General features: G+C 70.8%; 23 protein-coding genes and 1 pseudogene. 16 read left to right on the top strand and 8 right to left on the bottom strand.

The window, feature by feature from the left end:
- A pseudogene (locus D7V97_RS46745) lies at positions 1-58 on the top strand (hypothetical protein); the annotation flags it as partial.
- Between the two features lie 58 nt (positions 59-116).
- On the opposite strand, the gene murQ reads toward D7V97_RS46745, so the two are convergent.
- The 4 genes from murQ to D7V97_RS06300 all read right to left on the bottom strand — a co-directional run bounded on the left by murQ (position 117) and on the right by D7V97_RS06300 (position 3,872).
- Positions 117-1,262, bottom strand: coding sequence for an N-acetylmuramic acid 6-phosphate etherase (gene murQ, locus D7V97_RS06315; RefSeq protein WP_233582542.1), 1,146 nt, complete (start codon positions 1,260-1,262; stop codon positions 117-119).
- 17 nt (positions 1,263-1,279) lie between these two features.
- On the bottom strand, positions 1,280-1,471 hold the full coding sequence (rpmB, locus tag D7V97_RS06310) for a 50S ribosomal protein L28 (RefSeq protein ID WP_120609685.1): 192 nt from the start codon (positions 1,469-1,471) through the stop codon (positions 1,280-1,282).
- A gap of 104 nt (positions 1,472-1,575) precedes the next feature.
- Positions 1,576-3,096: an NAD(P)-binding protein gene (locus D7V97_RS06305; protein WP_120609684.1), complete on the bottom strand. Its 1,521-nt coding sequence runs from the start codon at positions 3,094-3,096 to the stop codon at positions 1,576-1,578.
- Positions 3,097-3,182: 86 nt separating this feature from the next.
- Positions 3,183-3,872, bottom strand: a complete 690-nt coding sequence (locus D7V97_RS06300; RefSeq protein ID WP_120609683.1) for an HAD family phosphatase — start codon at positions 3,870-3,872, stop codon at positions 3,183-3,185.
- A gap of 83 nt (positions 3,873-3,955) precedes the next feature.
- Here D7V97_RS06300 and D7V97_RS06295 point away from each other — a divergent pair, with 83 nt between their 5' ends.
- Entirely contained in the window at positions 3,956-5,035 is a 1,080-nt protein-coding gene (locus tag D7V97_RS06295; protein WP_120609682.1) for an enoyl-CoA hydratase/isomerase family protein, read from the top strand.
- Here D7V97_RS06295 and D7V97_RS06290 read toward each other — a convergent pair.
- The 3 genes from D7V97_RS06290 to purM all read right to left on the bottom strand — a co-directional run bounded on the left by D7V97_RS06290 (position 5,032) and on the right by purM (position 7,330).
- Positions 5,032-5,538, bottom strand: coding sequence for a DUF523 domain-containing protein (locus D7V97_RS06290; protein ID WP_233582541.1), 507 nt, complete (start codon positions 5,536-5,538; stop codon positions 5,032-5,034). The genes D7V97_RS06295 and D7V97_RS06290 overlap by 4 nt on opposite strands.
- 92 nt (positions 5,539-5,630) lie before the next feature.
- Positions 5,631-6,296, bottom strand: coding sequence for a phosphoribosylglycinamide formyltransferase (purN, locus tag D7V97_RS06285; protein WP_120609680.1), 666 nt, complete (start codon positions 6,294-6,296; stop codon positions 5,631-5,633).
- Complete coding sequence (gene purM / locus D7V97_RS06280) at positions 6,293-7,330, bottom strand: phosphoribosylformylglycinamidine cyclo-ligase (RefSeq protein ID WP_120609679.1); 1,038 nt, start codon at positions 7,328-7,330, stop codon at positions 6,293-6,295. Before purM ends, purN begins: the two co-directional genes overlap by 4 nt.
- Positions 7,331-7,415: 85 nt before the next feature.
- Between purM and D7V97_RS06275 the strand changes: the two genes are divergently transcribed.
- The 12 genes from D7V97_RS06275 to D7V97_RS06220 all read left to right on the top strand — a co-directional run bounded on the left by D7V97_RS06275 (position 7,416) and on the right by D7V97_RS06220 (position 22,172).
- Positions 7,416-9,785, top strand: a complete 2,370-nt coding sequence (locus D7V97_RS06275) for a CHASE2 domain-containing protein (protein WP_158623291.1) — start codon at positions 7,416-7,418, stop codon at positions 9,783-9,785.
- A 93-nt stretch (positions 9,786-9,878) separates the two neighbouring features.
- Positions 9,879-10,529 (top strand): Crp/Fnr family transcriptional regulator, encoded by a 651-nt coding sequence (locus tag D7V97_RS06270; protein WP_120609677.1) that lies wholly within the window; start codon positions 9,879-9,881, stop codon positions 10,527-10,529.
- 1 nt (position 10,530) lies between these two features.
- Positions 10,531-11,286 carry an MBL fold metallo-hydrolase gene (locus D7V97_RS06265; protein WP_120609676.1) on the top strand — a complete coding sequence of 252 codons (756 nt, stop codon included), beginning with the start codon at positions 10,531-10,533 and terminating at the stop codon, positions 11,284-11,286.
- Between the two features lie 74 nt (positions 11,287-11,360).
- Positions 11,361-12,212, top strand: coding sequence for an acetyl-CoA carboxylase, carboxyltransferase subunit beta (gene accD / locus D7V97_RS06260; RefSeq protein ID WP_120609675.1), 852 nt, complete (start codon positions 11,361-11,363; stop codon positions 12,210-12,212).
- A gap of 13 nt (positions 12,213-12,225) precedes the next feature.
- Positions 12,226-13,539, top strand: a complete 1,314-nt coding sequence (locus D7V97_RS06255; protein WP_199728718.1) for a folylpolyglutamate synthase/dihydrofolate synthase family protein — start codon at positions 12,226-12,228, stop codon at positions 13,537-13,539.
- Positions 13,540-13,548: 9 nt separating this feature from the next.
- Positions 13,549-14,820: an alpha/beta fold hydrolase gene (locus D7V97_RS06250; RefSeq protein ID WP_120609674.1), complete on the top strand. Its 1,272-nt coding sequence runs from the start codon at positions 13,549-13,551 to the stop codon at positions 14,818-14,820.
- 92 nt (positions 14,821-14,912) lie between these two features.
- Positions 14,913-16,433, top strand: coding sequence for an AMIN domain-containing protein (locus D7V97_RS06245; protein WP_120609673.1), 1,521 nt, complete (start codon positions 14,913-14,915; stop codon positions 16,431-16,433).
- 51 nt (positions 16,434-16,484) lie between these two features.
- Entirely contained in the window at positions 16,485-19,178 is a 2,694-nt protein-coding gene (locus tag D7V97_RS06240; RefSeq protein WP_120609672.1) for an LPS-assembly protein LptD, read from the top strand.
- Between the two features lie 68 nt (positions 19,179-19,246).
- Positions 19,247-19,597, top strand: coding sequence for a helix-turn-helix domain-containing protein (locus D7V97_RS06235; protein ID WP_014398120.1), 351 nt, complete (start codon positions 19,247-19,249; stop codon positions 19,595-19,597).
- A 148-nt stretch (positions 19,598-19,745) separates the two neighbouring features.
- Positions 19,746-20,480, top strand: coding sequence for a TetR/AcrR family transcriptional regulator (locus tag D7V97_RS06230; RefSeq protein WP_120609671.1), 735 nt, complete (start codon positions 19,746-19,748; stop codon positions 20,478-20,480).
- Entirely contained in the window at positions 20,429-21,211 is a 783-nt protein-coding gene (locus D7V97_RS06225; RefSeq protein ID WP_120609670.1) for an enoyl-CoA hydratase/isomerase family protein, read from the top strand. The genes D7V97_RS06230 and D7V97_RS06225 overlap by 52 nt, the downstream gene beginning before the upstream one ends.
- A 67-nt stretch (positions 21,212-21,278) precedes the next feature.
- Entirely contained in the window at positions 21,279-22,172 is an 894-nt protein-coding gene (locus tag D7V97_RS06220; protein WP_120609669.1) for a 3-keto-5-aminohexanoate cleavage protein, read from the top strand.
- Here D7V97_RS06220 and D7V97_RS06215 read toward each other — a convergent pair.
- Positions 22,149-23,135, bottom strand: coding sequence for a M23 family metallopeptidase (locus D7V97_RS06215; RefSeq protein WP_120609668.1), 987 nt, complete (start codon positions 23,133-23,135; stop codon positions 22,149-22,151). The two genes, D7V97_RS06220 and D7V97_RS06215, sit on opposite strands and share 24 nt — an antisense overlap.
- A gap of 314 nt (positions 23,136-23,449) precedes the next feature.
- On the opposite strand from D7V97_RS06215, the gene D7V97_RS06210 reads away from it, so the two are divergent.
- Both D7V97_RS06210 and D7V97_RS06205 read left to right on the top strand, forming a co-directional pair.
- The gene (locus D7V97_RS06210) at positions 23,450-23,959 is read left to right on the top strand and encodes a hypothetical protein (RefSeq protein WP_120609667.1); all 510 of its coding nucleotides are present in this window, start codon (positions 23,450-23,452) and stop codon (positions 23,957-23,959) included.
- A gap of 22 nt (positions 23,960-23,981) precedes the next feature.
- Positions 23,982-24,746, top strand: coding sequence for an endonuclease/exonuclease/phosphatase family protein (locus tag D7V97_RS06205; RefSeq protein WP_120609666.1), 765 nt, complete (start codon positions 23,982-23,984; stop codon positions 24,744-24,746).
- Positions 24,747-24,860: the final 114 nt, after the last annotated feature.

The raw sequence follows: 24,860 nt of genomic DNA, 5'->3' as shown, positions 1-24,860 counted from the left end.
GCTCCAGCAGGACGAGCCGGACGACTACGTCGTCTCCACCAACGAGACGCACACCGTGAAGGAGCTGGTGGAGATCGCCTTCGCGCGCGTGGGCCTGGACTGGCAGAAGTACGTGTTCACCGACCCGACGTTCGGGGCTGCTTGCCGCGCCGCGTCTCCGCTGCCTGCTCGGAGGTGGGTGCCGCTGGGGGCACTGCCGGGTTCGATGCTCGGAGGCGCTTGCCTCCACGCGTCTCCGCTGCCTGCTCGGAGGTGGGTGCCGCTGGGGGCACTGCGGCGCTCGACGCTCGGCGCAGGCCTCGCCCCGTCTTCGCTGGGGGAGGGGGCCCTGGTACGCCCCGCTTCGGTGCCCGCCCGGACGCAGGAGAAGCGAGCGCCCGCAGGCCCCCGGCCTGGAGTCTGCGCCGCGCCTGGGCCGCCGGAAGCCCGGTGAAGTGCATGGCCAGCGCCAGCTTCACGCTGTCTCCGGACGCATCGAGCAGCGACCGGGCCCGGGCGGGAGGCAGGTCCGTCAGCTCCGCGACCATGCGCGCCGCGCGGGCCCGCAGCTTCGCGTTCGTCGGGCGCACGTCCACCATGCGCCCCCGGTACACCTTGCCCAGCGCCACGAAGGCCGCCGTGGTGATGGCATTCAGCACGAGCTTCGTCGCCGTGCCCGCCTTGAGCCGTGTGGAGCCCGCCACCACCTCCGGCCCCGTGCGCGCCAGCACCACCGTGTCCGCCCGCAGGGCACTGCCGGGTGGGTTGCAGCACACCAGCACCGTGTGGGCCCCCAGGCGGCGGGCTTCATCCAGGGCGCCCCGGACATAGGGCGTGGAGGCGCTCGCGGAGATGCCGCACACCACGTCGCTCGGCGTCGCCCGGAAGGCGCGCACCGCCCTGACTCCCGCGTCGACGTCGTCCTCGGCGCCCTCCACGGCGTGCGTCAGGGCCCGCCTTCCGCCCGCGATGGCCGCCTGGACGCAGGTGGCCGGCACGCCGAAGGTGGGGGGACACTCGCTGGCATCGAGCACGCCGAGCCGTCCGCTGGTGCCGGCGCCCACGTAGAGCAGCCGGCCGCCAACGCGCAGCGCTTCCGCCACGGTCCGGGCCGCCGCCGCGACCGCGGGCAGGGCCTCACGCACCGCGTGGAGGGCGATCAGGTCTTCTTGATGCAACCGTCGAACGACCGCCTCGACAGGGAGGAGGTCCAGGTCATCCGCGCGGGGGTGGAGCCGTTCGGTGGGCGGAAGCGCTGCCTTGATAGCGCGCGTCGTGCCCACCGGAAGGACCCCGGACTTCAGGCGGCCTTGGTCACCTTGCCCGCTTTGATGCAGCGGGTGCAGGCCAGAACGCGCTCGATGCTGCCCGAGACATTCGCCCGCAGCTTCTGCAGGTTCGGCAGGCTCCGCTTCTTGGTCTTGTTGTTCGCGTGGCTGACGTTGTTACCCACCAGCGGACGCTTCCCACAGAGGTCGCACTTCCACGCCATGACTGCTAACTCCTTGAAAACTGGGGCGTTCTACGGCAGCCCTAAAAGAGCGGCGGACCCTACCAGAAACAGTCCGAAAATCCAGCCGGATCCGTGCCGGACGCCTACCGCTTGAGAGGATCCTTCTTCTTCAGCATGTCCTGCACCAGCTTCGCGGCCCGCATCCCCGCGAGCAGCTCGCCCTCCAGGCCCAGGCCGGGCAGCACCTCGCGGCCCGCGAGGATCACGTTCTTGGCCGGCGTGCGCTGATTCAACCCCGTGACGCCCAGGAAGGCTTCCGACTCGAAGCTGTAGAGGGGGTGGGGCATCAGGCGGCTGCCGCGCACTCCCCCGGCGTCCAGGTAGGGGGCCGACCGCAGCGCCCGGTGCTGCTTCGTGAAGGGCATCAGCCGGTCCAGGTGCTCGTCGATCTTGAGCGCCAGGGCCTGCAGGTGCTCCTCGCCCAGGTCGCGCGCGGAGGCCGGCACGAAGGCGCCCGCGCACACCACGCGCACGCCCTCCACGTCCTTGCTCGTCCCGGAGGAGACCGTGCGCGCCGGGTGCTGCTGCACGAGCAGCGGGCCCAGCTCCGGGTCCTGGGTGTCCACCAGCACCAATTCGCCCATGCCGCGCGGGAGGGCCGCTTCCGGCACCACCCAGTTCACGGCGAAGAGCAGCGACTTGGTGTTGGACTGGTCCAGGTGCTCCAGCAGGCCCCGGTGGTGCTTCTTGTCCGTCACCAGCCGGCGCAGCGCGCCGGAGTCCGTGGCCGTGACGAGGCAGGAGGCCCGGTAGAGCGTGTCCGAGCGCACCAGCTTCACGCCCGCGAACTTGCTGCCGTCGAAGGCCAGCTCCTCCACGATGAAGCCCGCCGGGTTGTCGCGGCCCAGCACGTCGCCGCCCAGCTCCGCGAGCCGCCGGGTGAGCACGTCGCGCAGGGCGTCCATGCCGCCGGGGTAGGTGGAGGGCGAGGTGAGCACCTGCGACAGGGCCCGGGTGAGCGACAGGGGCGCGGAGGGCTTCTCCAGGTGCACCAGGAAGGGCAGCAGGCCGCGCACCAGCGACAGCGCGGGGTCCTCGCTCGCGAGCCGGGGCGTCGCCGTGAGGCCGGGGTGTTCCTTGATGAGCCCCTTGAGCTTCCAGGCCTCGAAGAAGCCGTCGGGGGGCAGCTGGGGGCCCTCCTTGAAGAAGGCGTCGGTGGCCTCGTGCTGGGCGGCGCTGCCCGTCAGGGCGCCCTGGATGCCCTCGCCGGCCTCACCGAACTCGCGCGTCAGCTCCGCGCGGCGGCGGGCGGCGTCCGCCGTGAGGTCCACGCGGTTCCTGGGCAGGACGAGCTGGAGCTCCGGGACGTGGGGGCGCAGCGCCCGGCCGATGGACGTCGCGAGCCCCAGTTCGGCGAGGGCCTCTTCCACCACGGGCATCGCCTTGAGGGGCGGCGCGACGAAGGGGGCGTAGGGGAGCACGAAGCCGTCGTGCTCGTAGCCGGGGCCCATGCCGTCGTGCTCCACCAGCAACACGCGGTGGTTGCGCTTCGCCAGGAGCGCGGCGGCGAGCGCGCCTCCGACCTGGCTGCCCAGCACGATGACGTCGTACACGTGCCGGGACGGGCCCGAGGGGAGCTTGAGTTTGGCGGCGGACGTCGACATGGCGGCCGAACACTACACAACGTCACCGCGTCTGGCGCCCTTTTGGCACGCGCCCTTCCGGGTCCGACAGGCCCCCCGGCTTGCCCTCAGGGACGGGCGTCGAAGAGGCGCGCCAGCAGCGCCGGCGGCAGTGTGTCGAAGTCGGCGGCGGTGAAGTGGGCTCCCGCCTGCTTGAGCTTTTCGGCCGTGGTGGTGGTGGTGATGCCCACCGTGACCATGCCGGCGGCGCGCGCGGACAGCACGCCGTTGATGGCGTCCTCGAAGGCCACGCACGCCTCCGGGGGCACCTTCAGCGCCTCGGCCGCCGCGAGGAAGATGTCCGGCGCGGGCTTGCCGCGCTTCACCTGTTCGGCGCCGACGACCGCCACGAAGAGCGGTCGCACCCCGAGCCCATCCAGCACCAGCTCGCGGTTGCCCTGCGGCGCGGCGGTGGCCACGGCCATGGGCAGGCGCGCGTCCCGCAGGCGGTGGAGGAACGCCTCCGCGCCCCGGTGCAGCGCCAGGTAGGGCCGGTAGATGGCGCGGTAGTGGGACTCCTTCTCCTCCGCGAGCGCGTCCAGCTCCGCCACGGACAGCGTCCGCCCGAGCAGCTCCGGGAAGATCTCCTCGTTCTTCTTGCCCGCGAAGTCGTTCTGGAACCGTTCGGCGGTCAGGCCTTCCAGGCCGAGCCTCCGGGCGAGCGTCACCCAGGCCCGGTTGTGGAAGTCCATGTTGTCGACGAGCGTGCCGTCCATGTCGAAGACGGCGGCGCGCAGGAAGGGCGCTGCGGAAGTCATTTTCTCCCCATACCTTTTTTAGGCGCCATGTCACCCCCGGAATCTCCCAAGCGTGCACGGCCGGGCCTGATATCCCCGCGCGCATGAGCGAGGACGTGCTGCTGGAGACCCGGGGGCCCGTGGGCCTTGTCACCCTCAACCGCCCGAAGGCGCTCAACGCGCTCTCCCTGGAGATGTGTCGGGCGCTCCATCCCCGGCTGGACGCATGGGCGGGGGATCCGTCCGTGAAGGCGGTGGTGATCCGCGGCGCGGGGGGCAAGGCGTTCTGTTCGGGAGGAGACGTGCGCGCGGTGGCCGGGTCGCTCGGGCGCCCGGAGGCGGAGGGGGAAGGCCCCCTGTCGCGTGAGTTCTTCCTGGCGGAGTACGCGCTCAACCACCGGATCCACCACTTCCCGAAGCCGTTCATCGCGCTGGTGGATGGCATCTGCATGGGCGGTGGGCTGGGGCTGTCGGTGCACGGCGCGTTCCGGGCCGTCACGGAGCGGCTGGTGCTCGCGATGCCGGAGACGGGCATCGGCCTGTTCCCGGACGTGGGCGGGGGCTGGTTCCTGCCGCGCTTCCCGGGCGAGACGGGCACGTACCTGGGGCTGACCGGCGCGCGGTGTGACGCGGCGGACGCGGTGTGGCTCGGGTATGCGACGCACCGGGTGGAGTCCTCGCGGCTGGAGGAGGTGCTGGACGCGCTGGTAGCCGCGGACTGGAGCGGGCCGGGTCACCACGTGGCGGCGCATGTCCTCGCGGGCTTCATCGCGGAGCCGGGGACTTCGGCGCTCGAAGCGCGGGCGGGCGACATCGCTCGGTGCTTCCGGGGGGACCGGGTGGAGGACCTCCTCGCGGCGCTGGAGCGCGAGGGTTCGCCGTGGGCGGAGGAGACGCGCGCGACGCTGCTGCGCATGTCGCCCACGAGCCTCAAGGTGACGCTGCGCCAGCTCCGCGAGGGTCGCGGCAGGGACTACGACACGATGGCGCGGGTGGAGTACCGCTTGAGCCAGGCGCTGACCGCGCGGCCGGACTTCCGGGAGGGGATCCGGGCCGTGCTCGTGGACAAGGATCAGAAGCCGCGCTGGAGCCCGGCCACGCTCGCGGACGTGACGGATGCGGAGGTGGAGGCGTGCTTCGCGCCGCGTCCGGGGGATGAGTTGGTGTTGCCCGCGCGGGGCTAGAGGTCTTCGTCGCTGACGACGGTGCGCCCGTCCGCGCGCAGCAGCGCGGTCGTGATGCCTTCACCGGGCCGCAGCACGCCGGTGTCGTAGACGCGCTGGCTGCCGCACGAAGGGCTCTTTTCCTTCAGCAGCGCCACCGGGACGTCGAACCGCCGCGCGGCGTCGAGCGCCATCCGCGCGCCCTCCTGGAACGCGGCGGTGCGGTCCTCGCGCGTGTCCCGAGTCAGGGCCCGTGCGCGGCCGGCCCAGACGTCCACGCCCGTGCCACCGGACAGGTCCACGGGAGGGCGGGGGATGCCCATGCCCGCGGCGGCCTCCGGACAGATGGGGACCACGGCCTTGCCTTCGAGTGCCGCGAGCACCCGCTCCGAGCGCTGCGAGCGTCCGTCGTACCGACAGGCTTCGCCGAGCAGGCACGCACTGACGAGGACCACGGGCGCGTCGCGCAGGGCCTTTCGGCGTGTGTCGCGGGCGGCTGCTTCGGACGCCTGCGCATGATCCACCGCGCCGCCGCATGCGGACGGATCCGCTGATCCCGAAGCCGTGGTGTTCGCAGCAGGACCCTCGGAAGCAGCAGGCCCCCGCACCGCGTCCTTCACTTCGGGGCACCCGGACTGCGCAGCGCGCGTCCATCCCCGGTGACGATGGCATCCACCCGCGTGCGCATCCCGTCCAGCGTCACCGCGCCCGTCACGGCCAGCCGCACCGCGAGCGGATACAGCCGATGCTCCTCCGCGAGGATGCGCGCACTGAGGCTCGCCTCGTCATCCTCCGGCAGCACCGGCACCGCCGCCTGCGCGATGATGGGCCCCGTGTCCGTGCCCGCGTCCACGTAGTGCACCGTGCACCCGGCCACCTTCACGCCACGCTCCAGCGCCTGCCGCTGTGCATGCAGTCCCGGGAACGCGGGCAGCAGGGAAGGGTGGATGTTCAGCACGCGCCCGGGGAAGTGCTTCAGGAAGTCGGCGCTCACCAGCCGCATGAAGCCCGCCAGGCACACCCACTCCACGCCCGCGTCGGCCAGCACGCCTCGCAGCGCGGCCTCGAAGTCCGCCTTCGACCCGAAGCCCTTGTGATCCACCACCTCCGCGCGCACGCCCGCCTGCCGCGCGCGCTCCAGCCCGTAGGCGGTGGGCACGTTGGAGACCACGCACGCCACCTCGGCCGGGAAGTCCTCCTGCCGGGCCGCGTCGAGCAGCGCCTGCAGGTTGCTCCCGCCGCCACTGACGAGCACCCCCAGCCGCGCCCGTCGCGCGCTCATGGGTCGATGACCGCCGTGGCCTCGCCCTGGCCTGCTTCCACCCGGCCCACCTCGGACGCTTCCACGCCCCGGCCGCGCAGCACCTCCAGCGCCTTCGCCACGTCCTCCTTCGCCACCACGACGATGAGGCCCAGGCCCATGTTGAACGTGCTGAACATCTCGTCGCGCGCGACGTTCCCCGTCTTCGCGATGACGTCGAAGATGGCCGGCTTCTTCCACGTCGACTCGCTCAGCACCGCGCGCGTCCCGTCCGGCAGGCACCGGGGCAGGTTGCCCGGGATGCCGCTGCCGGTGATGTGCGCCATGCCCTTCACCTTCACCGCCTGGCACAGCGCGAGCGCGTCCTTCACGTAGATGCGCGTGGGCTCCAGCAGCGCGTCACCCAGCGGGCGATCCAACCCCTCGGGCGTCACGTCCAGCGGGAGCTTCGCGTCGTCCAGCAGCACCTTGCGCGCCAGCGAGTAGCCGTTGCTGTGCAGGCCCGACGACGTCAGCCCGATGAGCGCATCCCCCGGCTTCACCGTCTTGCCGTCGATGATGGCCGAGCGCTCCACCACGCCCACGCAGAAGCCCGCGACGTCGTACTCGCCCCGCGCGTAGAAGCCCGGCATCTCCGCCGTCTCCCCGCCCAGCAGCGCGCACCCCGCCTGCTCGCACCCCAGCGCGATGCCCTTCACCACCTCCGCCGCCGCGTCCACCTCCAGCTTGCCGGTGGCGAAGTAGTCGAGGAAGAAGAGCGGCTCCGCGCCACAGGTGAGGATGTCGTTCACCGACATGGCGACCAGGTCGATGCCCACCGTGTCATGGCGCCCCGCGAGGAAGGCCACCTTGAGCTTGGTGCCCACCCCGTCGGTGCCCGCCACCAGCACCGGCGCCTGGTACTTGCCGGGCGGCAGGGCGAACAGACCGCCGAACCCGCCCACCCCGGCCAACACCTCGGGGCGCGTGGTGCGCGCGGCATGGGGCTTGATTCGTTCGACGAACGCGTCGCCGGCCTCGATGTCTACTCCGGACTGCTTGTAGGTCGTTCCCACGGGCCGGCCTTGTATCCCTCCCGGAGCCCCCTGTCTCGGGCCTCGGAGCCCCCGTGTCAGGTTTGCGGCTACCATGCCCCCCGGCATGAAGACCGTCCTGTCACGCCACCGCTTCGAACTGCTCGCCCTCCTGGTGGCCGCGCTCTTCTGTGGGCTCCACGCCTGGGTGGAGGCCACGCCCGCCATCGGCCTCGTGTCCGAAGGCGCTCCGCCCGTGCCCCTGCTGGTGCGCGGCGTCCACGTCCTCGAAGGCCGCATCACCGACCTCCAGTTCCAGGTGCGTGGCCCGCGGGCCCCCCACCCGGACGTCACGGTGGTCGCCGTGGACGAGCGCAGCGTGCAGCGCCACGGCCGCTGGCCCTGGCCCCGCGAGAAGCTGGCCCTGGCCGTGGATCACCTGCGGGAGGCCGGCGCCACCGCCATCGGCCTGGACATGGTCTTCGCCGACGAGGACCCCGGTGCCGCCTCCCAGGCGCGCGCCGAGGCCGCCCGCACCCTCGACCGCGTGCTCCAGGAGTCCCCGGAGGCCTTCACCGTGGCCCCGGCCCTCGCCACCTGGAGGAAGCAGCTGGCCGCGAGCGCCACCGACACCGGGGACGCCGCGCTGGCCGCCGCGCTCGCGCGCACGCCCCAGGCCGTGCAGGGCGTCATCGTCTATCCCTCCGGGGACCAGGCCCTCTTCGCGGCCCAGGAACAGGAGCGCGCCCCGCTCCTCGCGCCGCACCTCTTGCGCCGGTTCTTCAGCCCCCTCACGCCCGCCGCCGGTATCGCGCACGACTTCGCCGGGGTGCCCGGGTGGCGCAACCACTCCGCGCAGACGCCGCTGCCGGAGCTGGCTCGTGCCAGCGCTCGCCTGGGCTTCTTCAGCGCCGTGCCCGATGCGGATGGGACGCTGCGCAGGCTGCCTCCGCTCGCCAAGCTGGAAGGGGCAGGGGGCTTCCTGCCGTCGCTCGATGTGCAGGTGGCCGCCGCCTACGTGGGCGCGGAGGCCGTGGAGCCGATGCTGGACGTGGACACGGGCCGGCTCGTGGGCCTGCGCCTGCGACGGCCGCATTACGCGCACCGCTACGTCCCGCTGCCGGAGTCCGAGCCCTTCCTCCTGGTCAACTACCCGGGCGACGCCAGCGTCTTCCCCACGCTGAGCCTGGGGGACGTGGTGGACGGCCGGTTCGACGCGGCCGCCGTGCGCGGCAAGGCCGTGCTGGTGGGCCTGACGCTCACGGGCAACTTTGATCAGCGCGTGACGCCGTTCCGCGAGCTGGAGCCCGGCGTCTTCGTCCACGCGGCCGTCCTCTCCAACATCCTCCGGCAGGACTTCCTCACCCGGCCCGCCACGGCGTGGCGGCTGGAGGCGGCCTTCATGCTCGCGGCGGCGTGGGTCCTGGCCCGGCTGCTGCCGCGCGTGCGCACCGCGTGGATGCTGGTCGCGGCGCTGGTGCTGGTGGCCACGTACCTCCAGGTGGATCAGACCCTGTTCGGCATCGGCCTCCAGGTGGCCACGGTGGTGCCCGTGGCCTCGCTGATGACCACCGCCGTGGGGCTCCTGTTCCTGAGCTACCTCTCCGTGGACCACGAGAAGGCCCGCCTGCGCCACGCGTTCCAGCACTATCTGGATGCGAGCGTGATGGAGCAGGTGCTCGCCCACCCGGAGCGACTCAAGCTGGGCGGCGAGCGCAAGGAACTCACCGTCCTCTTCTCCGACATCCGAGGCTTCACCACGCTGTCGGAGCGGCTGTCACCGGAGCGGCTGGTCGCCCTGGTGAACGAGTACCTGACCCCGATGACGGACGTGGTCTTCCAGCACGGGGGCACGCTCGACAAGTACATCGGCGACGCCATCATGTGCTTCTGGGGCGCGCCGGTGGATCAACCGGACCACGCGCTGCGCTCCTGCCGCGCGGCGCTCGCGTTCCTGGACACACTGCACGCGCTCAACGCCCGCTGGCGCGAGGCCGGCCAGCCCGAAGTCGACATCGGCGTGGGCATCCACACCGGCTTCATGAACGTGGGCCACATGGGCACCCACGACCGCTTCAACTACACCGTGATGGGCGACGCGGTGAACCTCGCCTCCCGCCTGGAGGGCCTCAACAAGGAGTACGGCACCCGCGTCCTCATCTCCGAACACACCCACGCGCTCGTGAAGGACCACGTCACCGCCCGCCGCCTGGGCGCCGTGCGCGTCAAGGGCAAGCGCGAACCCGTGGGCCTCTACGAACTGCGCGCCCTGGGAGCGCCTTCACCCGTGGACGTGGAGGTCCTGGCCACCTTCGAGGACGCGGTGACGTGCTTCTCCGCCCGCGACTGGGACGGCGCCAGCGAGCGCTTCCAGGCCGTGCTCGCCCGCTGGCCAGAGGACCCTGTCTCCCGCCGCTACCTGGACGCCGTGGCTTCCTACCGCCTCCAGCCGCCTCCCGGGGACTGGGACGGCGTCTTCACCGCGACGACCAAATAGGTCGGGCCCAGGAGCAGGAGGCCTCAGCGGCCTGCGATATCGCTCTCGCGATATTTGACCGGTGGGGTGGGGGCTGATTGACTCGTTGGTCAGATGGGCGCCGAGGAAACCCTCTTTCAAAGATTTGGCAAGGAGTTCCCCAAGGGCACCGAGCTCTTCCGTGAGGGAGAGATCGGCAAGGAGATGTTCGTCATCCAGTCGGGGAAGATCGCCATCTCCAAGCGCGTGCGCGACGTGGAGAAGGTCCTTGCCGTGCTGGGGCCGGGCGAATTCTTCGGGGAGATGGCCATCATCTCCAACAAGCCCCGGAACGCCTCCGCCGCTGTCTACGACGACGCGAAGCTGCTCGTCATCGACCCCAAGACGTTCGAGGCGATGATCCGCGGCAACGCGGAGATCGCCGTCCGGATGATCAAGAAGCTGGCCGAGCGCCTGTCGGAGGCGGACGCGCAGATCGAAAACCTGCTCCACGGGGACCCGGCCAGCCGCGTGGTCCACCAGATCCTCCAGGCCTGCCAGACGCGGGGCCGGCCGCTGGAGGAGGGCGTGGAGATCGACTTCGCGGTGCGCGAGATGCCCCGGCAGATCGGCGTGGGCGAGCCCGCCGTGCGCAGCATGCTGGACCGGATGGAGCGCGCGGGGCTCATCGAGCGCAGCGGTGACAGACTGACCGTGTATGACACGGCACGGCTGCATGACTTCCTCAACTACCTCGAGATGAAGTGGAAGTTCGGAGACCTCTAGCGTGAAGCTGCAAGTCCTCGGGTGCCACGGTGGCGAGCTTCCCACGTGCAGGAGCACCTGCTTCCTCGTGGACGACGTGCTCGCGCTCGACGCGGGCGCACTCACCGGGACGCTCACGCTGGAGCAGCTCTGCAAGGTCGACGACATCCTCGTCGGCCACAGCCACTTCGACCACGTGAAGGACCTGCCGCTGCTCGCCGACCTGGTCATCGGCCGCAGGGACAAGCCCGTCACCATCCATGCCTCCCGCGAGTGCGCCAAGGCGCTGCGCGAGAACATGTTCAACAACGCGCTCTGGCCGGACTTCACCCGCATCCCCACGCGGCTCAAGCCCGTCCTCGCCATCAAGACCTTCCGCGCCGGCAGCACCTTCCAGGTGGGCCCCTACACCGTGAAGAGCGTGCCGGTGAGCCACCCCGTGGAGTCGTGCGCCTTCATCATCTCCGACGGGAAGTCCTCGCTCGCCATGAGCGGCGACACCGGCCCCACGGACAAGCTGTGGAAGGCCCTCAACGCCACCAAGGATCTGAAGGCCCTGCTCCTGGAGGCCAGCTTCCCCAACAGCCTCCAGGCCCTGGCGGACATCTCCGGCCACCTGACGCCCGCCACCGTGGGCTCGGAGCTGCGCAAGTTCGACCGCAACGGCGCCCAGGTGATGCTCTACCACCTGAAGCCCGCCTTCGTGACGCAGCTCAAGAAGGAGCTGGCCCCCCTGCCCGTCAACGTCCTGGAACTGGGGGAGATCTTCCAGTTCTAGCAGGCCCTGTGCCGCGGCGCGCCGTACGGGGGTATTGACGGTGGGCGGCAGGCGGATTAACCCCCGGTGCCCTCATGGCCTGGTTCTCCAAGAAGCCCCGCATCGCCGTCGAAGCCGAGCCCGCCGCAGAGCCCCAGCCGTCCCGCATGCAGGGCCTGTGGGCCAAGTGCGAGAGCTGCGACGAGATCATCTACCGTCAGGAGCTGGAGAAGAACTGGATGGTGTGTCCGCACTGCGAACACCACCACGCCTGGACGGCGCGCTCGCGGCTCGCGGCCACGTTGGATCCGGACTCCTTCGAGGAGTTCGACAAGGGGCTGGAGCCCCTGGACCCGCTCGGCTTCAGCGACACCAAGAAGTACAAGGACCGGCTGAAGTCCACGCGCAAGAACCTGGACGAGAACGACGCGTTCATCTCCGGCGTGGGCCGCATCGAGGGCCACCAGGTCTCCGTGGGCTGCTTCCTCTTCGAGTTCATGGGCGGCTCCATGGGCTCGGTGGTGGGTGAGAAGGTGACGCGCGTGTTCGAGCGCGCCTACGAGCTCAAGTGCCCCGCGCTGGTGTTCTCCGCGTCCGGCGGCGCGCGCATGCAGGAGGGCATCTTCTCCCTGATGCAGATGGCGAAGACGTCCGCGGCCATCGCGCGCTTCCGCAACAGCGGCAAGCCGTACGTGTCGGTGATGCTCAACCCCACCACCGGCGGCGTGGCCGCGTCCTTCTCCTGGCTGGGCGACATCATCCTCGCGGAGCCGCACGCCCTCATCGGCTTCGCGGGCCCGCGCGTCATCGAACAGACCATCCGCCAGAAGCTGCCGGAGGGCTTCCAGCGCTCGGAGTTCCTGCTGGACCACGGGATGATTGACGCCATCGTCCACCGCAAGGAGCTGCGCACGAAGCTGGGCCAGCTCCTGGGCCTGCTGGGGTAGGGCGCTTCCCGTCATGGACGCGCCCTCCACCCCCGAGGAGGCCCTGCGCTTCTTCCAGGCGCTCAACCCCTCCGGCATCAAGCTGGGCCTGGAGCGGGTGAAGGACGCGTTGGCCGCTCTGGATCACCCGGAGCGCGACTACCCGGCGCTGCATGTCGCCGGCACCAACGGCAAGGGCAGCACCTGCGCCTTCGTGGCCAGCGCGCTCCAGGCCGCGGGCCACCGGGTGGGCCTGTACACGTCGCCGCATCTGGTGCGCGTCAACGAGCGCATCCGCGTCGCGGGTGACGACATCCCGGACGACGTCTTCGGGCAGCGCATCCTCGAAGTGCTGGAGCGCTACCCCTCCGCGCTGTCGGATCCGATGACGTACTTCGAGTTCGGCACCGTGGTCGCCCTCTGGCACTTCTCCCGCGAGCGCGTGGACGTGGCGGTGCTGGAGACGGGCCTGGGCGGACGGCTGGACGCCACCAGCGCCGCGAACCCCGTCGTCACGTGCGTCACCCCCGTGTCCTTCGACCACATGGAGTACCTGGGCCACACGCTCCGGGAGATCGCCGGGGAGAAGGCGGGCATCTTCAAGCCGTCCGTGCCGGTGGTGCTCTCGCGGCAGGACCCCGAAGCGCTGGACATGCTCCTGCTCCGCGCGGAACAGCTCGGCGTCCCCGTCCGCCTGGAGGGGCGCGACTTCGAGTTCGACGTGCGTGACACCGGCAGGCTTGCGTACCAGGGGCTCGCCTGGACGCTCGAGGACCTGACGCTGTCCCTGCGCGGGCCCTACCAGCGCCAGAACGCCGCCGTAGCGCTGGCCTGCCTGGAAGAACTCCAGGCGCGGGGCGTGGCCGTCACTCCGGAGGCCGCCCGCGTGGGGCTGGCCACGGCGCGCTGGCCCGGACGGCTGGAGGAGGTGGCCACGCGCCCCTCCGTGGTGGTGGACGGCGCGCACAACCCGGCGGGCGTGGCGGTGCTGCTGGAAGCCCTGCGCGCGCTCTACGCGGGCAGGCCCCTGCACCTCGTGTTCGGCGTGGTGGCGGACAAGGATCGCGGGCCGATGATGCGCGCGCTGTTTCCGCTGGCGGCCTCCGTTCACCTCACGCCGTTGGACACGTCACGCTCGCTCGCCCCGGAGCGCTATGCCGACGAAGCGCGGGCGTTGTGTTCACGCGTCGTCGTGCATGGTGCCCTGGAGGAGGCCCTCGCGGCTGCGCGCGTGGATGCGGAGAGCACCGCGGACGGGCTCGTGTTGTGCACGGGCTCATTGTTCCTGGTAGGCGCGGTGAAACGATTGCTCGCACGAAACCTTGGCGCGATGCAGCACCGGCAGTAACTTTGAAACATGCGCTTGCCGGACTGGAGATCGGCCCTTCCGGGCCCTCCGATGCCCACCGTCGATGAAGTCGACTTCCGGCAACTGTACTCAAAGACGAACTACGTCGTGGAGACGGCGGACGGATGGTCGCTTGTCATCACGCGCTACCGGCCGGTGAAACAGGCGTTCGCGCAGCCGCTGTTCGGTGAGCCGCTGCTCCTCGTGCACGGCTTCTCCCAGAACCGGCACACCTGGACCAGCGGACAGTTCGTCAAGAACCTCCTCTTCTTCGGCGTGGACATCCACATCCTGGAGCTGCGCGGACACGGCAAGAGCTCCATCGCCTTCCAGAAGGAGCGCGCCGAACGCTTCAAGCGCCCGCTGCCCCCGGACCTGGACTACGGCTGGGACCTGGACAGCTACTTCCTCTACGACCTGCCGGCGGCTGTCTCCGGCGTCAAGCGCATCACCCGCCGCGAGCGCGTCTTCTACTGCGGCCACTCCATGGGCGGCATGCTGGGTTACGGCTACGCCGGCATCCACGACGACTTCGAGGGGCTCATCACCATTGGCGCGCCCGCGGACCTGGGGCGCGGCTTCATGCTGCTGCGCATGCTGGCGCACGGCTCGCCGCTCGTGGCGAGCGCGGTGGACCTCACCCTGGGGGGCATGAACCTGGAGCGCCGCGCGAGCGCGTTCGGCAAGGGGCTCCTGGCGAAGGGGGCGGGCGTCTTCAGCCCCAGGCTCCAGAAGCACCTGGCGGCGGACACCCCCAGGTCGCTCGTCTTCAACGCGGTGCCGGTGGACGTCGTCCTCAAGTTCGTGGAGCGGCAGCTCGCGCAGGCGGATGACTCGCCGCTGTATCAACGTTTCACGCGCAAGCTGAACCGGCTCGTCAACACCGAGCGCGTCAGCCGCGACGACATCCGCTGGCTCCTGCGCGAGGGCGGCGAGCGTGAGCCGCGCAAGGTGATTGAACAGTTCGCCCGGTGGATCCGCCGGGGCGAGATGGTCTGCTACCGCACCGACTACGACTTCAAGCGCGGGTTCGGGAAGATTGAAATCCCCATGGCCATCATCTTCGGGGACCTGGATCCGCTGGCATCGGTGGAGTCCACCCGCAGCGTGTATCGCGCCGCCAAGAGCGAGTACCTCCTGTGGCGGCCGGTGAAGGGCAACAGCCACGTCGAGCTCACCATGGGGCACGACATCCGGCAGATCTGCTACGACATCAAGAACCTCATCGAATACACCCGCACGCACCGCACGCGTTCGCCCGTGCTGCCCCGCTTGCGTTGAAGCCCGGACGTTCCCGCGGGCCTGAAAAGTTGGAGCCCCCCGGCTGCGTGCTAGTTTCACGCCCCTCTGGCGAACGTCAACGGGAGTGGTCGATGAAGGCCTTTGCGGTGTCGCTGCTCGGATGGGTGCTCGTGCCCCTGGTGGCGCTGGCGCAGCAGTCGGCGCCGGCGGACCTCAACACCATCACCGGTATCACCGTCAGCGGTGGGACGGTGGAGATCAACGGTAGCAAGAAGCCGGACTTCAACAGCTTCACCATGACGGACCCGCCCCGGCTCGTCATCGACGTGTCTGGCGCCGTCTTCCAGGGCGTGGAGGCCGAACTGCCCGTGGCCAACGGCACCGTGACGGGCATCCGCACCGCCATGTACGGCACCGAGTCCGCGTCCATCGCGCGCATCCTCATCGGCTATGAGCGCGAGGTGGAGACGGACATCCAGTCCGCCGGCAACAAGCTGGTGGTGAAGGTCCTGGGCGCCGGAGGCGGCACCGCCGTCGCGGCCAACACGCCGCCCCCGCAGCAGCAGGGCACGGCGGAGATCGCCTCCGCGACCAACACCCCCGCGGGCGCCAATGCCCAGGACGCGGCCCGCGCCGCCGCGTCGGACCGGGACGCGCAGGACAAGGCCGCCAAGGCCGCCGCCGACGCCGCCCGCGCGGACCGCGAGGCCCAGGAGAAGGCCGCCGCCGAGGCCGCCGCCCGCGCCAAGGAGGACGCCGAGTCCGAGCGCAAGAAGCAGGAGGAGGCGCGCCTCGCCTCGCAGCGCCAGGACGAGGAGCGCCGCGCGTCGGAAGCGGCCGCCATCGCCGAGCGCAAGCGCCAGGAGGAGGACGCCCGCGTCGCCACGAAGCGCGCGGAGGACGAGCGCCGCGCCACCGAACAGGCCGCCGCCGAGGCGAAGCGCCAGCAGGCTGAACAGGCCCAGGCGTCCGCGAAGAGCACCGCCGAGGAGCGCCGCGCCGCCGCGCAGGCCGCCGCCGAGGCGAAGCGCCAGGAGGCCCAGTCCGCCGCCGAGGCGAAGCGCCAGCAGGCCGAGGAGGCCCGCACCGCCGCCGCGGATGCGAAGCGCCAGAAGGCCGAGGAGGCCCAGGCCGCCGCCCAGGCCCGCCGCGAGGAACAGCAGCAGGCGCGCGTCGCCGCCGCCGAGGCGAAGCGCCAGCAGGCCGCCGAGGCCCGCGAGCGCCGCCAGGAGCGCACGGTGGCGTCCCGGGAGTCCACCCCGCGCCCCAGCCAGGGCAGCGCCGCGCGCGAGCCCCGGGAGAGCGGTGGAGGCGCCACGTCGTCGCGCCGCAAGACGATGACGCTGGTGGGCTTCCAGCAGCAGCCGGACAGCTCGCGCGTGTTCGTGCGCACCAACGAGCCCGTGCGCTACACCGTGAACGACGCCAGCAACCAGGTGGTGCTGGAGCTGGAGAACACGCGCGTGGTGGAGTCCAACAACACGCTGCCCCTGGACACGCACTTCTTCCCGTCGGCGGTGTCGCGCGTGGAGGTGTTCTCCGGCGCGGGCCACAGCGTGCGCGTCGTCATCCAGCTGAAGCAGGGGGTTCGCTACCAGACACGTCAGGAAGGCGGGCTCATCACCCTCGACTTCCCGCGTCCGGGCCGGTAGGACGGGCAGGGCGCCGTTGCCGGCACGGCGCCCACCTCCGACGCACCCCGCATGACCTTCCTCGCACCGGTTGCCCTGACGCTCCTGGTGTCGGCCCAGATTCCGCTGGCCACCCAGGTGGAGTTGCCCACCGGCGAGGTGGTGGAGCTGGCGGCCGACTACGTCGTCTACGAGTCGGACGTCCTCACCGCGCGCGGCCACTGCGAGCTGAGAAGCGGCCCCAACGTCCTGCGCGCGGACGAGGTGACGTACAGCGAGGCCACCCAGGTGGCCACCGCCACCGGCAACGTCATGTTCGTCAGTGGCATGATGGCCGCCGTCGCGGAAGACGTCCGCGTGGACCTGCGCTCCAACGAGGCCAACGTGAAGGGCGGCCTCTTCATGCAGAAGAAGGGCGTCACCCCCGAAGCCCTCCAGGCCGCCAAGACGCCGGACGAGCTGCGCAAGCTGGGGGAGACGCCCATCCTGATGAGCGGCACGCGCATCCGCCGCACCGGGGAGGCGGCCTTCTCCGTGGACGGGCTCGCCTTCACCCCGTGCCAGTGCGGGCCGGGGGAGCCGGGCTGGCGCGTGGAGGCCAAGGAGGCCAACGTCGTCATGGGCGAGCGGGCCATCCTCACCTGGCCCGTCGTGTACGTGCGCTCCGTGCCGGTGTTCGCGCTGCCGTGGCTCTACCTGCCCCTGGCCGAGCGGCGCACGGGTCTGCTCATCCCCCGGCCCTCCAACTCCGGGCTCAACGGCTTCGCGCTGGACGTGCCCGTCTTCGTCACGCTGGGGGAGAGCTACGACCTCACCTTCACCCCGGGCTATTACACGGGCGGCGGGGATGTGAACGGCCCGTTCCAGGACGCGGAGGGCAACCCCATCCGCGAGACGCGCCCCAACGGCGTGCAGGGGCCGCGGCTGCTCACCGAGTTCCGCTACGTCCCCAGCGACCACACGCGGGGCCGCGCCACGCTGGGCTTCCTCTATGACTTGCGGCCCCGCCTGGATCCCACCACCGCGGCGTTCTTCCGCGTCTGGGACCGCTCCAAGCCGGAGGCGCCGGTGCTGACCCCGGAGATCATCCGGGACCGGCGCGGGCTGCGCGGCGAGGCGTCCTGGCAGCACACGCAGGAGCTGGGCGACGGCTGGCGCGACCGGGTGGACGCGTACTTCGTGTCGGACGGCTTCTACACGCGCGACCTCACCGCCGACGTGCTCGTGCAGAACTACAGCTACCTGCGCAGCACGGCCGTCGTGTACCAGCGCCAGGACGACCGCTACCTGGGGCTGGACGTGTCGCTGCGCCAGGACCTGCGCTACCCGTACCGCTTCTTCAAACCGAACCCCATCCCCGCGGAGGCCACCCCCTACAACACCGTGCCGGTCGAACCGCACGGCCCGACGACCTTCCAGCGGCTGCCGGGCATCACGCTCGCGCTGCCGGACCGGCCCCTGTTCGGGGGGCTCGCGACGGGCGGGTTGCAGGTGGAGTACAGCCGGCTCGCGCCCCTGCGCAGCGCCTTCGCGGATGATGGCCGGGACGCGCTCTTCGCGCCCCTGGGCCAGTGGCGCCCCGCGTCCGCGCCGCTGAACATCAACTCCTTCTACCTGCCCAAGGACGACCTGGAGGGCAACGGCCGCTTCGACACCACGGAGCGCGAGGCGCGCGACCGCGTGTCGCTGTTGTCGCGCGTGTCCCGCTCCTACGGGCTGGGCACCTGGGCCCGGCTGACGCCCTCGCTGGGCGTGCGCCAGGACGTCGCCGTGGGCGAGTACTCCGGCCGCACCTCCCAGCGCGGCTACCCCCTGGCGGACCTGGTGCTGGACTCGCAGCTGGCCCGCACCTTCACGGACAAGGACACGCTCTACCGCCACACGCTCTCGCCTTCAGTAAGCCTGCGCTACGTGCCGGGCGGCTGGGGCCAGGGCCTCACCGCCACGCGGCCGGTGGGCTCCAGCCCCGTCCCCGTCGTCTACGACGAACTCGACGCCGCGGTGCCGCTCCAGTCCGACGGCCGCGTGCGCGGCTTCCTCCACGCCGTGCTGGCCGTGGATCAGACGTTGCGCGTGCGCAAGGGCCCCACGAACCGCGAACCGCTGCGCCTGCGCATCGGCCAGGGCTTTGACTTGTCCCGCCACGCTCCCGTCGCGGGCCGCGACACCGTGGGCGGCGGCGTGCTGCGCGACACCTTCGCGCGCCTGTCCGCCAGCGCCGGCGTCGTCACCGCGGGCGGGCTCGTGCGCATGGACCCCACGACGGGGGACATCACGCAGCTGGGCGCCGACTTCACCATCGACAACGGCCGGGGCAACGCGCTGTACGCGCGCTATGACGACCTGCTCGCCGTGAAGCAGCTCTCCCTGGACCGGGGCCTGGATCCCTTCGCCCAGGGCCCCGACTTCGTGCGCCGGGGCGTGGACATGCTGGTGGGAGACGCACCCCGCCCCCTACCGTCCCACACCGATCAACCCGACCCCTCTCCGACCGAACGGGCCCAGGCCCTCACTGTCGGTACGCGAATCAAGCTCGGATTCGGGCTCGGGTTGCGATACGAAGCATTGGTGCAGCCGCTGTATAAAGATGTGAATTCCCAGGAAAGTCAGCCCCTTGCACAGCAGACCTTCGGCGTGTCCTATGGACCCGCCTGTGACTGCTGGCGTATCGAGGGGGTGATGATCCTGAGGCGCAATCAGTCGCCGGAATTCGCAGGCATCAACCTCAGTGTCGCCGGTTTCGGGTCCTTTGGTTCAGGTGGGTAGGAATCACCCGCCGTGCGCGATGGTTGCACTCACCTCGGAACATTCCCCCCCCCCAGGAGTCGTCTTTCGTGTCGGACCTCGGAAAAAGAATTGGCCAGCGCATTCGCGAGCTTCGCACGCAGCGCCCGGAGCGATGGACGCAGGAAGAGCTCGCCGAGCGGGCACAGATCAGCGTGTCCTTCCTGTCCATGATCGAGCGCGGCGAGCGTGTACCCCATGTGGAGACCCTCGCGGCGCTCTCCAACGCCCTCAGTGTCAGTCTCGGTGAGCTCTTCACGGGCACCGAGCAGACCCCAGCCCAGACGGAGGACCTGTTGCGTCCCCTGTCGGACTTCGCCCGCGCCCGGGGCCTCAACGCCCGCGACGTGGACCGTCTGCTGGGGGTCGCCCGGGTGATGTTCAACGGCTCGGCCGCCTGAAATCACACCTGGCAGGCCGCTGCCCGTGAGCGCCTTCCGCCCGCCACCCCCTCGGCGTGGCGGGAGGCCCCACGTAAGGATTGACGCCGGAGGTCCGCGTCCGTACCGTGGCTGATTGATTCTTGAATCAACCAGCCGTGGAGGACGCGTGGGCCAGCAGAAGTCGGCGTCGGAAGGCGGGACGCGGGAGAGCGAGCGTCGCCGGACCATCCTGCGTGCCGCCATCGACGTGTTCGCCCGCAAGGGCTACCACGGCTGCCGCATCGCGGACGTCGCCAAGGAGGCGGGCGTCGCGTACGGGCTCGTCTACCACTACTTCAAGAACAAGGATGAGCTGCTGGAGACCGTCTTCGAGACGGGCTGGAGCGGCTTCATCGCCCGCGCGCGCCTGGTCGCGGAGAGCGAAGGCCCGCTCGTGGAGAAGGTGCGCCGCATCGCGGACGTGGCCTTCGAGGCCTACCGCGTCGACCCGCGCGCGGTGAAGGTCCTCATCCTGGAGATCGCCCGCAGTCCGGCGGGTGCCCGCATCAACCGGCAGACGGCCTTCGTGGACGTCATCCGCCTGAGCGCGCAGATGTTCACGCGCGCGAAGGAGGCGGGTGAGCTGCGTCCGGACGTGGATCCGCTGCTCGCCTCCGCGCTGCTCTTCGGCTCCATCGAGATGGGCCTCACGGCCTTCGTCGTGGGGCTCGCGGACGCGCGTGACACGGTGATGCTGGAGCGCGCCAAGGCGCAGATCGCCGACTCCTTCCTTCACGGCGTCCTCGTCCCCCGGAGTGAGCCGCCGCAGGGCGAACTTCCGAAGAGCGAGGCCCCTCCAGAGGTGTCCACATGGAAGCGGGAGAAGTCCGGTACGAAGTCCAAGGCCCCCAAGCGCACCTGACCATCGACCGGCCCAAGGCGCGCAATGCGCTGTCGCCGGGCGTCATCCAGGGACTCAACGACGCGCTGGACCGCGCGGACGCGGACCCCGCCGTGCGCGTGCTCGTGCTCACCGGCGCGGGTGAGAAGGCCTTCTGCGCGGGCGGGGACCTGGGGCAGTTCGGCGGAGACGGCGGCTTCCTCGCCACCCATGAGGGCCGGCGTGCCTACGGCCGGCTGCTCACGCGCTTCCAGGACGTGCGCAAGCCCACCGTGGCGCGCGTCAACGGACATGCGTTGGCGGGCGGGCTGGGCCTGGTGCTCGCGTGTGACCTGGCCGTCGCCGTGGAGGGCGCGGAGCTGGGCACCCCCGAAATCGACGTGGGCCTCTTCCCCATGATGATGATGGCGCTGCTCCAGCGGCACCTGGGCCGCAAGCGCGCGCTGGAGCTGGTGCTCACCGGGGACCGGCTGCCCGCGCGCGAGGCGCTGGCGCTGGGGCTGCTCAACCGGGTGGTGCCGGCCGCGGAGCTGGACGCCACGGTGGCCACGCTCGCGGGGAAGCTCGCGGGCAAGAGCCAGGCGGTGCTGGCCCTGGGCCGGCGCGCGTTCTTCACCGCGGAGGACCTGCCGCTGCCGGCCGCGCTGGAGTTCCTGGCATCGCAGCTGTCGCTCAACGTGCTGTCGGACGACACGGCCGAGGGCGTGACGGCCTTCCTCGAGAAGCGCCCTCCGCAGTGGAAGGACCGCTGAAACCCCTTCGCAGCTCATCCCCCCGGCTTCTCTCCCCACGACTTCTCCTGAAGGAGGTCTCGATTCCATGGCTTCGCTGAACGACAAGGTCATCGTGACGTGCGCGCTCGACGGCGTGCTGACGAAGCGCGAGCAGTGTCCCTACATCCCGTACTCGCCGGTGGAGCTGGCCGAGGAGGCCCGCCGCGCGTACGAGGCGGGCGCCGCGGTGGTGCACATCCACGCGAGAGACCCGGAGACGGGCGAGCAGTCCTGGAGCAAGGACATCTACCGGCAGATCCGCGACGAGGTGAGGAAGCGCAGCCCCATCATCGTCAACTTCTCCACCGGCGGCTTCAACATGGGGGTGGAGGGCGACGACGAGAAGCGCTCGCGTCTGGAGTACGTGCACGAGGTGGGGCCGGAGATGGCCGCCCTCAACATGGGCTCGATGAACTACGCGAAGTATTCGGAGAAGCGCAAAGGCTTCGTCTTCGACTTCGTGTTCCCCAACCCCTTCTCCGACATCCTGATGGCCGCGGAGGCGATGAAGCGCGGCGGCAGCAAGCCGGAGCTGGAGTGCTTCGACGTGGGGCACATCCACAACGCGCAGCCGCTGCTGGCCATGGGCGCGCTCAAGCCGCCGCTCCAGTACAGCTTCGTGATGGGAGTGCTGGGCGGTGTCGCGCCCACGGCGGAGAACCTGGCGCACATGGCGCGGCAGGTGGGCCCCACCGACACCTGGGAGGTGATTGGCATCTCCCGCGTGCAGTGGCCGCTCTTGATGGCCGCGCTGGTGCTGGGCGGCAACGTCCGCGTGGGTCTGGAGGACAACTTCTACCTGGACACCCAGGGCAAGGAGATGGCCAAGGGCAACGGTCCGCTGGTGGAGAAGGCCGTGCGCATGGCCCGCGACGCCGGCCGCGAGCCGATGACGCCCGACGAGGCGCGCCGCGCGCTATCGATTCCCCAGGTCTGGTGAGCTGGTCGCGACGCCCGGCGTCTCCTGGGCGCCGAAGAAGTCCAGCTTGAGCAGCGTCTGGCCATCCACCCACCGGTCATCCGCCTTCACGCCCCAGTGGAGGTGGGGGCCGGTGACGCGGCCGGTGCTGCCCACGAGGCCCAGCTCCTCGCCCGCCTTCACCTTCGCGCCGTCCTTCACGCCGATGCGCGACAGGTGGAAGTACGCGGTGTAGAGCCCCGCGCCGTGGTGCACGAGCACGGTGTTTCCGGAGGCGTAGTTGTCGCGCGCCATCACCACCGTGCCGTCGTTGGCGGCGAGCACCGGCGCACCCGGGTCTCCATCCAGGTCCACGCCGAAGTGCTGGCTCTGCAGCTTGCCGTTGAACGAGCGCCGGTCGCCGAAGGGCGCCGTCACCTCGTCCTTGCGAGGCCACGCGAAGTTCTGCCCGAACAGCGGCGTGCGGAACGGCTGCGCGAACGCCGCGGCGAACGCCTTGCGGTCCGCCTCCATGCGCGCCTTCACCGCCTTGGGCGGCGACACGTACTTGCTGGCCACGCGCAGCTCGCGCTCGCGGTAGCCCGGCGCGCCCACCTCCAGCGAGCCCGACAGCGCCACCGGCAGGCCCCGGCCGGGGGCCGTCACGTCCACGCCCACCGTGCCGGCGGACTGCTCCACCGGAAGGCTGGTGAGGGCGGCGTAACCGTCCTGCCACGCGAAGAAGCGCAGCGGCCGGCCATCGAGCGTCCCCGTGGGGAGCCCGGACGCGCCGCGCACCGTTACCAGCACGGGGTCTCCGGGCTTCGCGCTGACGGGCTGGAGCGACAGGCGGGGGCCGCTGACGGGCTTCACCGGCAGGGGCGCCATCTCTCCCCGGACGACGGCCGGTGGGGAGGCAGGCGACGGGGTGGCAAGCACCGAGGGACCGGAGGCGAGCAGGGTGAGGAGCAGGAGGCGGGACGCGGAATGATTCCGGGCGGGCATGGGCGCTTCTTTACACCACGCGCGCGCGGAACCTTCCCGGAGCGGCGTCACGGGTGTTGGTTGTCTGCTTCTCTGGACGGAAGGGCTTGCCCGGATGCCTCCTGGTGGACGTCTGGAAGGCCGTCCCGGAGGCAGGCTGCGAAAGCGTGCCTTTGTCGGTACTTGCGTGCCCTGGGAGGCGAAACCCTGTTCCTGGTCGAACGAAGGGCAGGCAGGCTTCCCGGTTCCATCAAGTCAAGGCGTTACGGACGGCGAAGGGCTCCCTAGCTTCAGTCCATCAACGCAGCGCATCGATTTTGGAAAGGAGAGCGCGCATGCCTCGCTCCTACAGCTTCGACCACTTCCAGGTGCCCAAGACGCTGCCCGTGCAGAAGCGCGGCCTGCGTCAGCGCGACAAGGAGCAGCTGGCCCAGTCCTCGCGCGTGTCGGTGGACGACCAGGAGGGCATCCACTACGGCAAGAGCCACGCGCAGACGGAAGAGATCTTGATGGCGCGCAAGATGGAGCTCCAGCTCGAGGAGCTGGCCCGTCCGGAGCCCGACGCCAAGTTCTCCCACGCGCAGCCGGCGCGGGCGAACGCCAAGAAGCGGCGCAAGGAGGCCGCGGCGCCCGCCATCGGGACGACGGCGCCCATCGGCGCCCTGCCCACCACGAAGGAGCCGCTGCCCTCGCAGGGCGGGCTGTCGGACCTCGTCGGCGATGCGCGCCGGCAGCTCAAGGCCATCCAGACGGGCGTGGGCGACGTGGCGTCGGCCGTGCAGCGGCTGGCCTCGCTGCCCCTGGAGGTGGTGCGGTTGGCGGCCCGCCGGATCATCCCGGCATGAGAGGAAGGAGGGTGGACGACGCGTGGAGCTGACCCTCGTCTCCTACAACATCCACAGTGGCATCGGCGTGGACGGGGCCTTCGACCTGTCGCGCGTGGGCGCGGTGCTCCGCGAGGTGAACGCGGACATCGTCGCCCTGCAGGAGGTCGGTGACTTCCGGGGCAAGACGTCCCGGGAGGACCAGCCGGAGCACCTGGCGGAGCTGCTGGGCATGCACATGGCCTTCGGACCCAACGTCGTCCGCAACGGCCGGCGCTACGGCAACGCCATCCTGAGCCGGCTGCCGGTGCTCAAGTCGAAGAACTACGACCTGAGCGTGGCGGGCCGGGAACCCCGGGGGGCACTCCGCTGCGACCTGGACCTGGGGGACAGCAAGCAGCTCCACGTCTTCTGCCTCCACCTGGGCCTGTCGGTGAGTGAACGGCGGCGGCAGGAGTCGCTCCTGCTGTCCGCCGACCTGCTCCGGGACGCCGCGCGCAAGGACCCCATGGTGGTGTGCGGGGACTTCAACTCCTGGGGCAACGGCCCCGTGTCGTCGCTGGTGCGGGAGGCCATCCACGACGCCGCGTTCGAACTGGGCGCCGCCGCGCGCACCTACCCGACGCGGCTGCCGCTGTTCCGGCTGGATCGCATCTACGTGGACTCGGGCGTACGGCCGGTGTCGGTGACGCCGCACCGCACGCCGCTCAGCCGGGTGGCGTCGGATCACCTGCCGCTGGTGATGCGCTTCGAGGCGCCCATCTCCGTGCAGCCGCCCGTCGCGCCGCCGGTGCAGCTGATCGGCTAGGCTTGCCCGGGTCCGGAGGGTTCTCGCGTTGAGTGGCCGACGCTAGCGAACGCCGGACAGTTTCACCGCGCCGTGGTTGTCGCGGCGAGCAGGGGTGCCTAGGTTGGCGCCCAC

Source organism: Corallococcus sp. CA053C, from assembly GCF_003611675.1.
Lineage (GTDB): Bacteria > Myxococcota > Myxococcia > Myxococcales > Myxococcaceae > Corallococcus.
The sequence above is the reverse complement of the archived record's forward strand: the minus strand, read 5'-3'. Positions and strand labels throughout refer to the sequence as shown.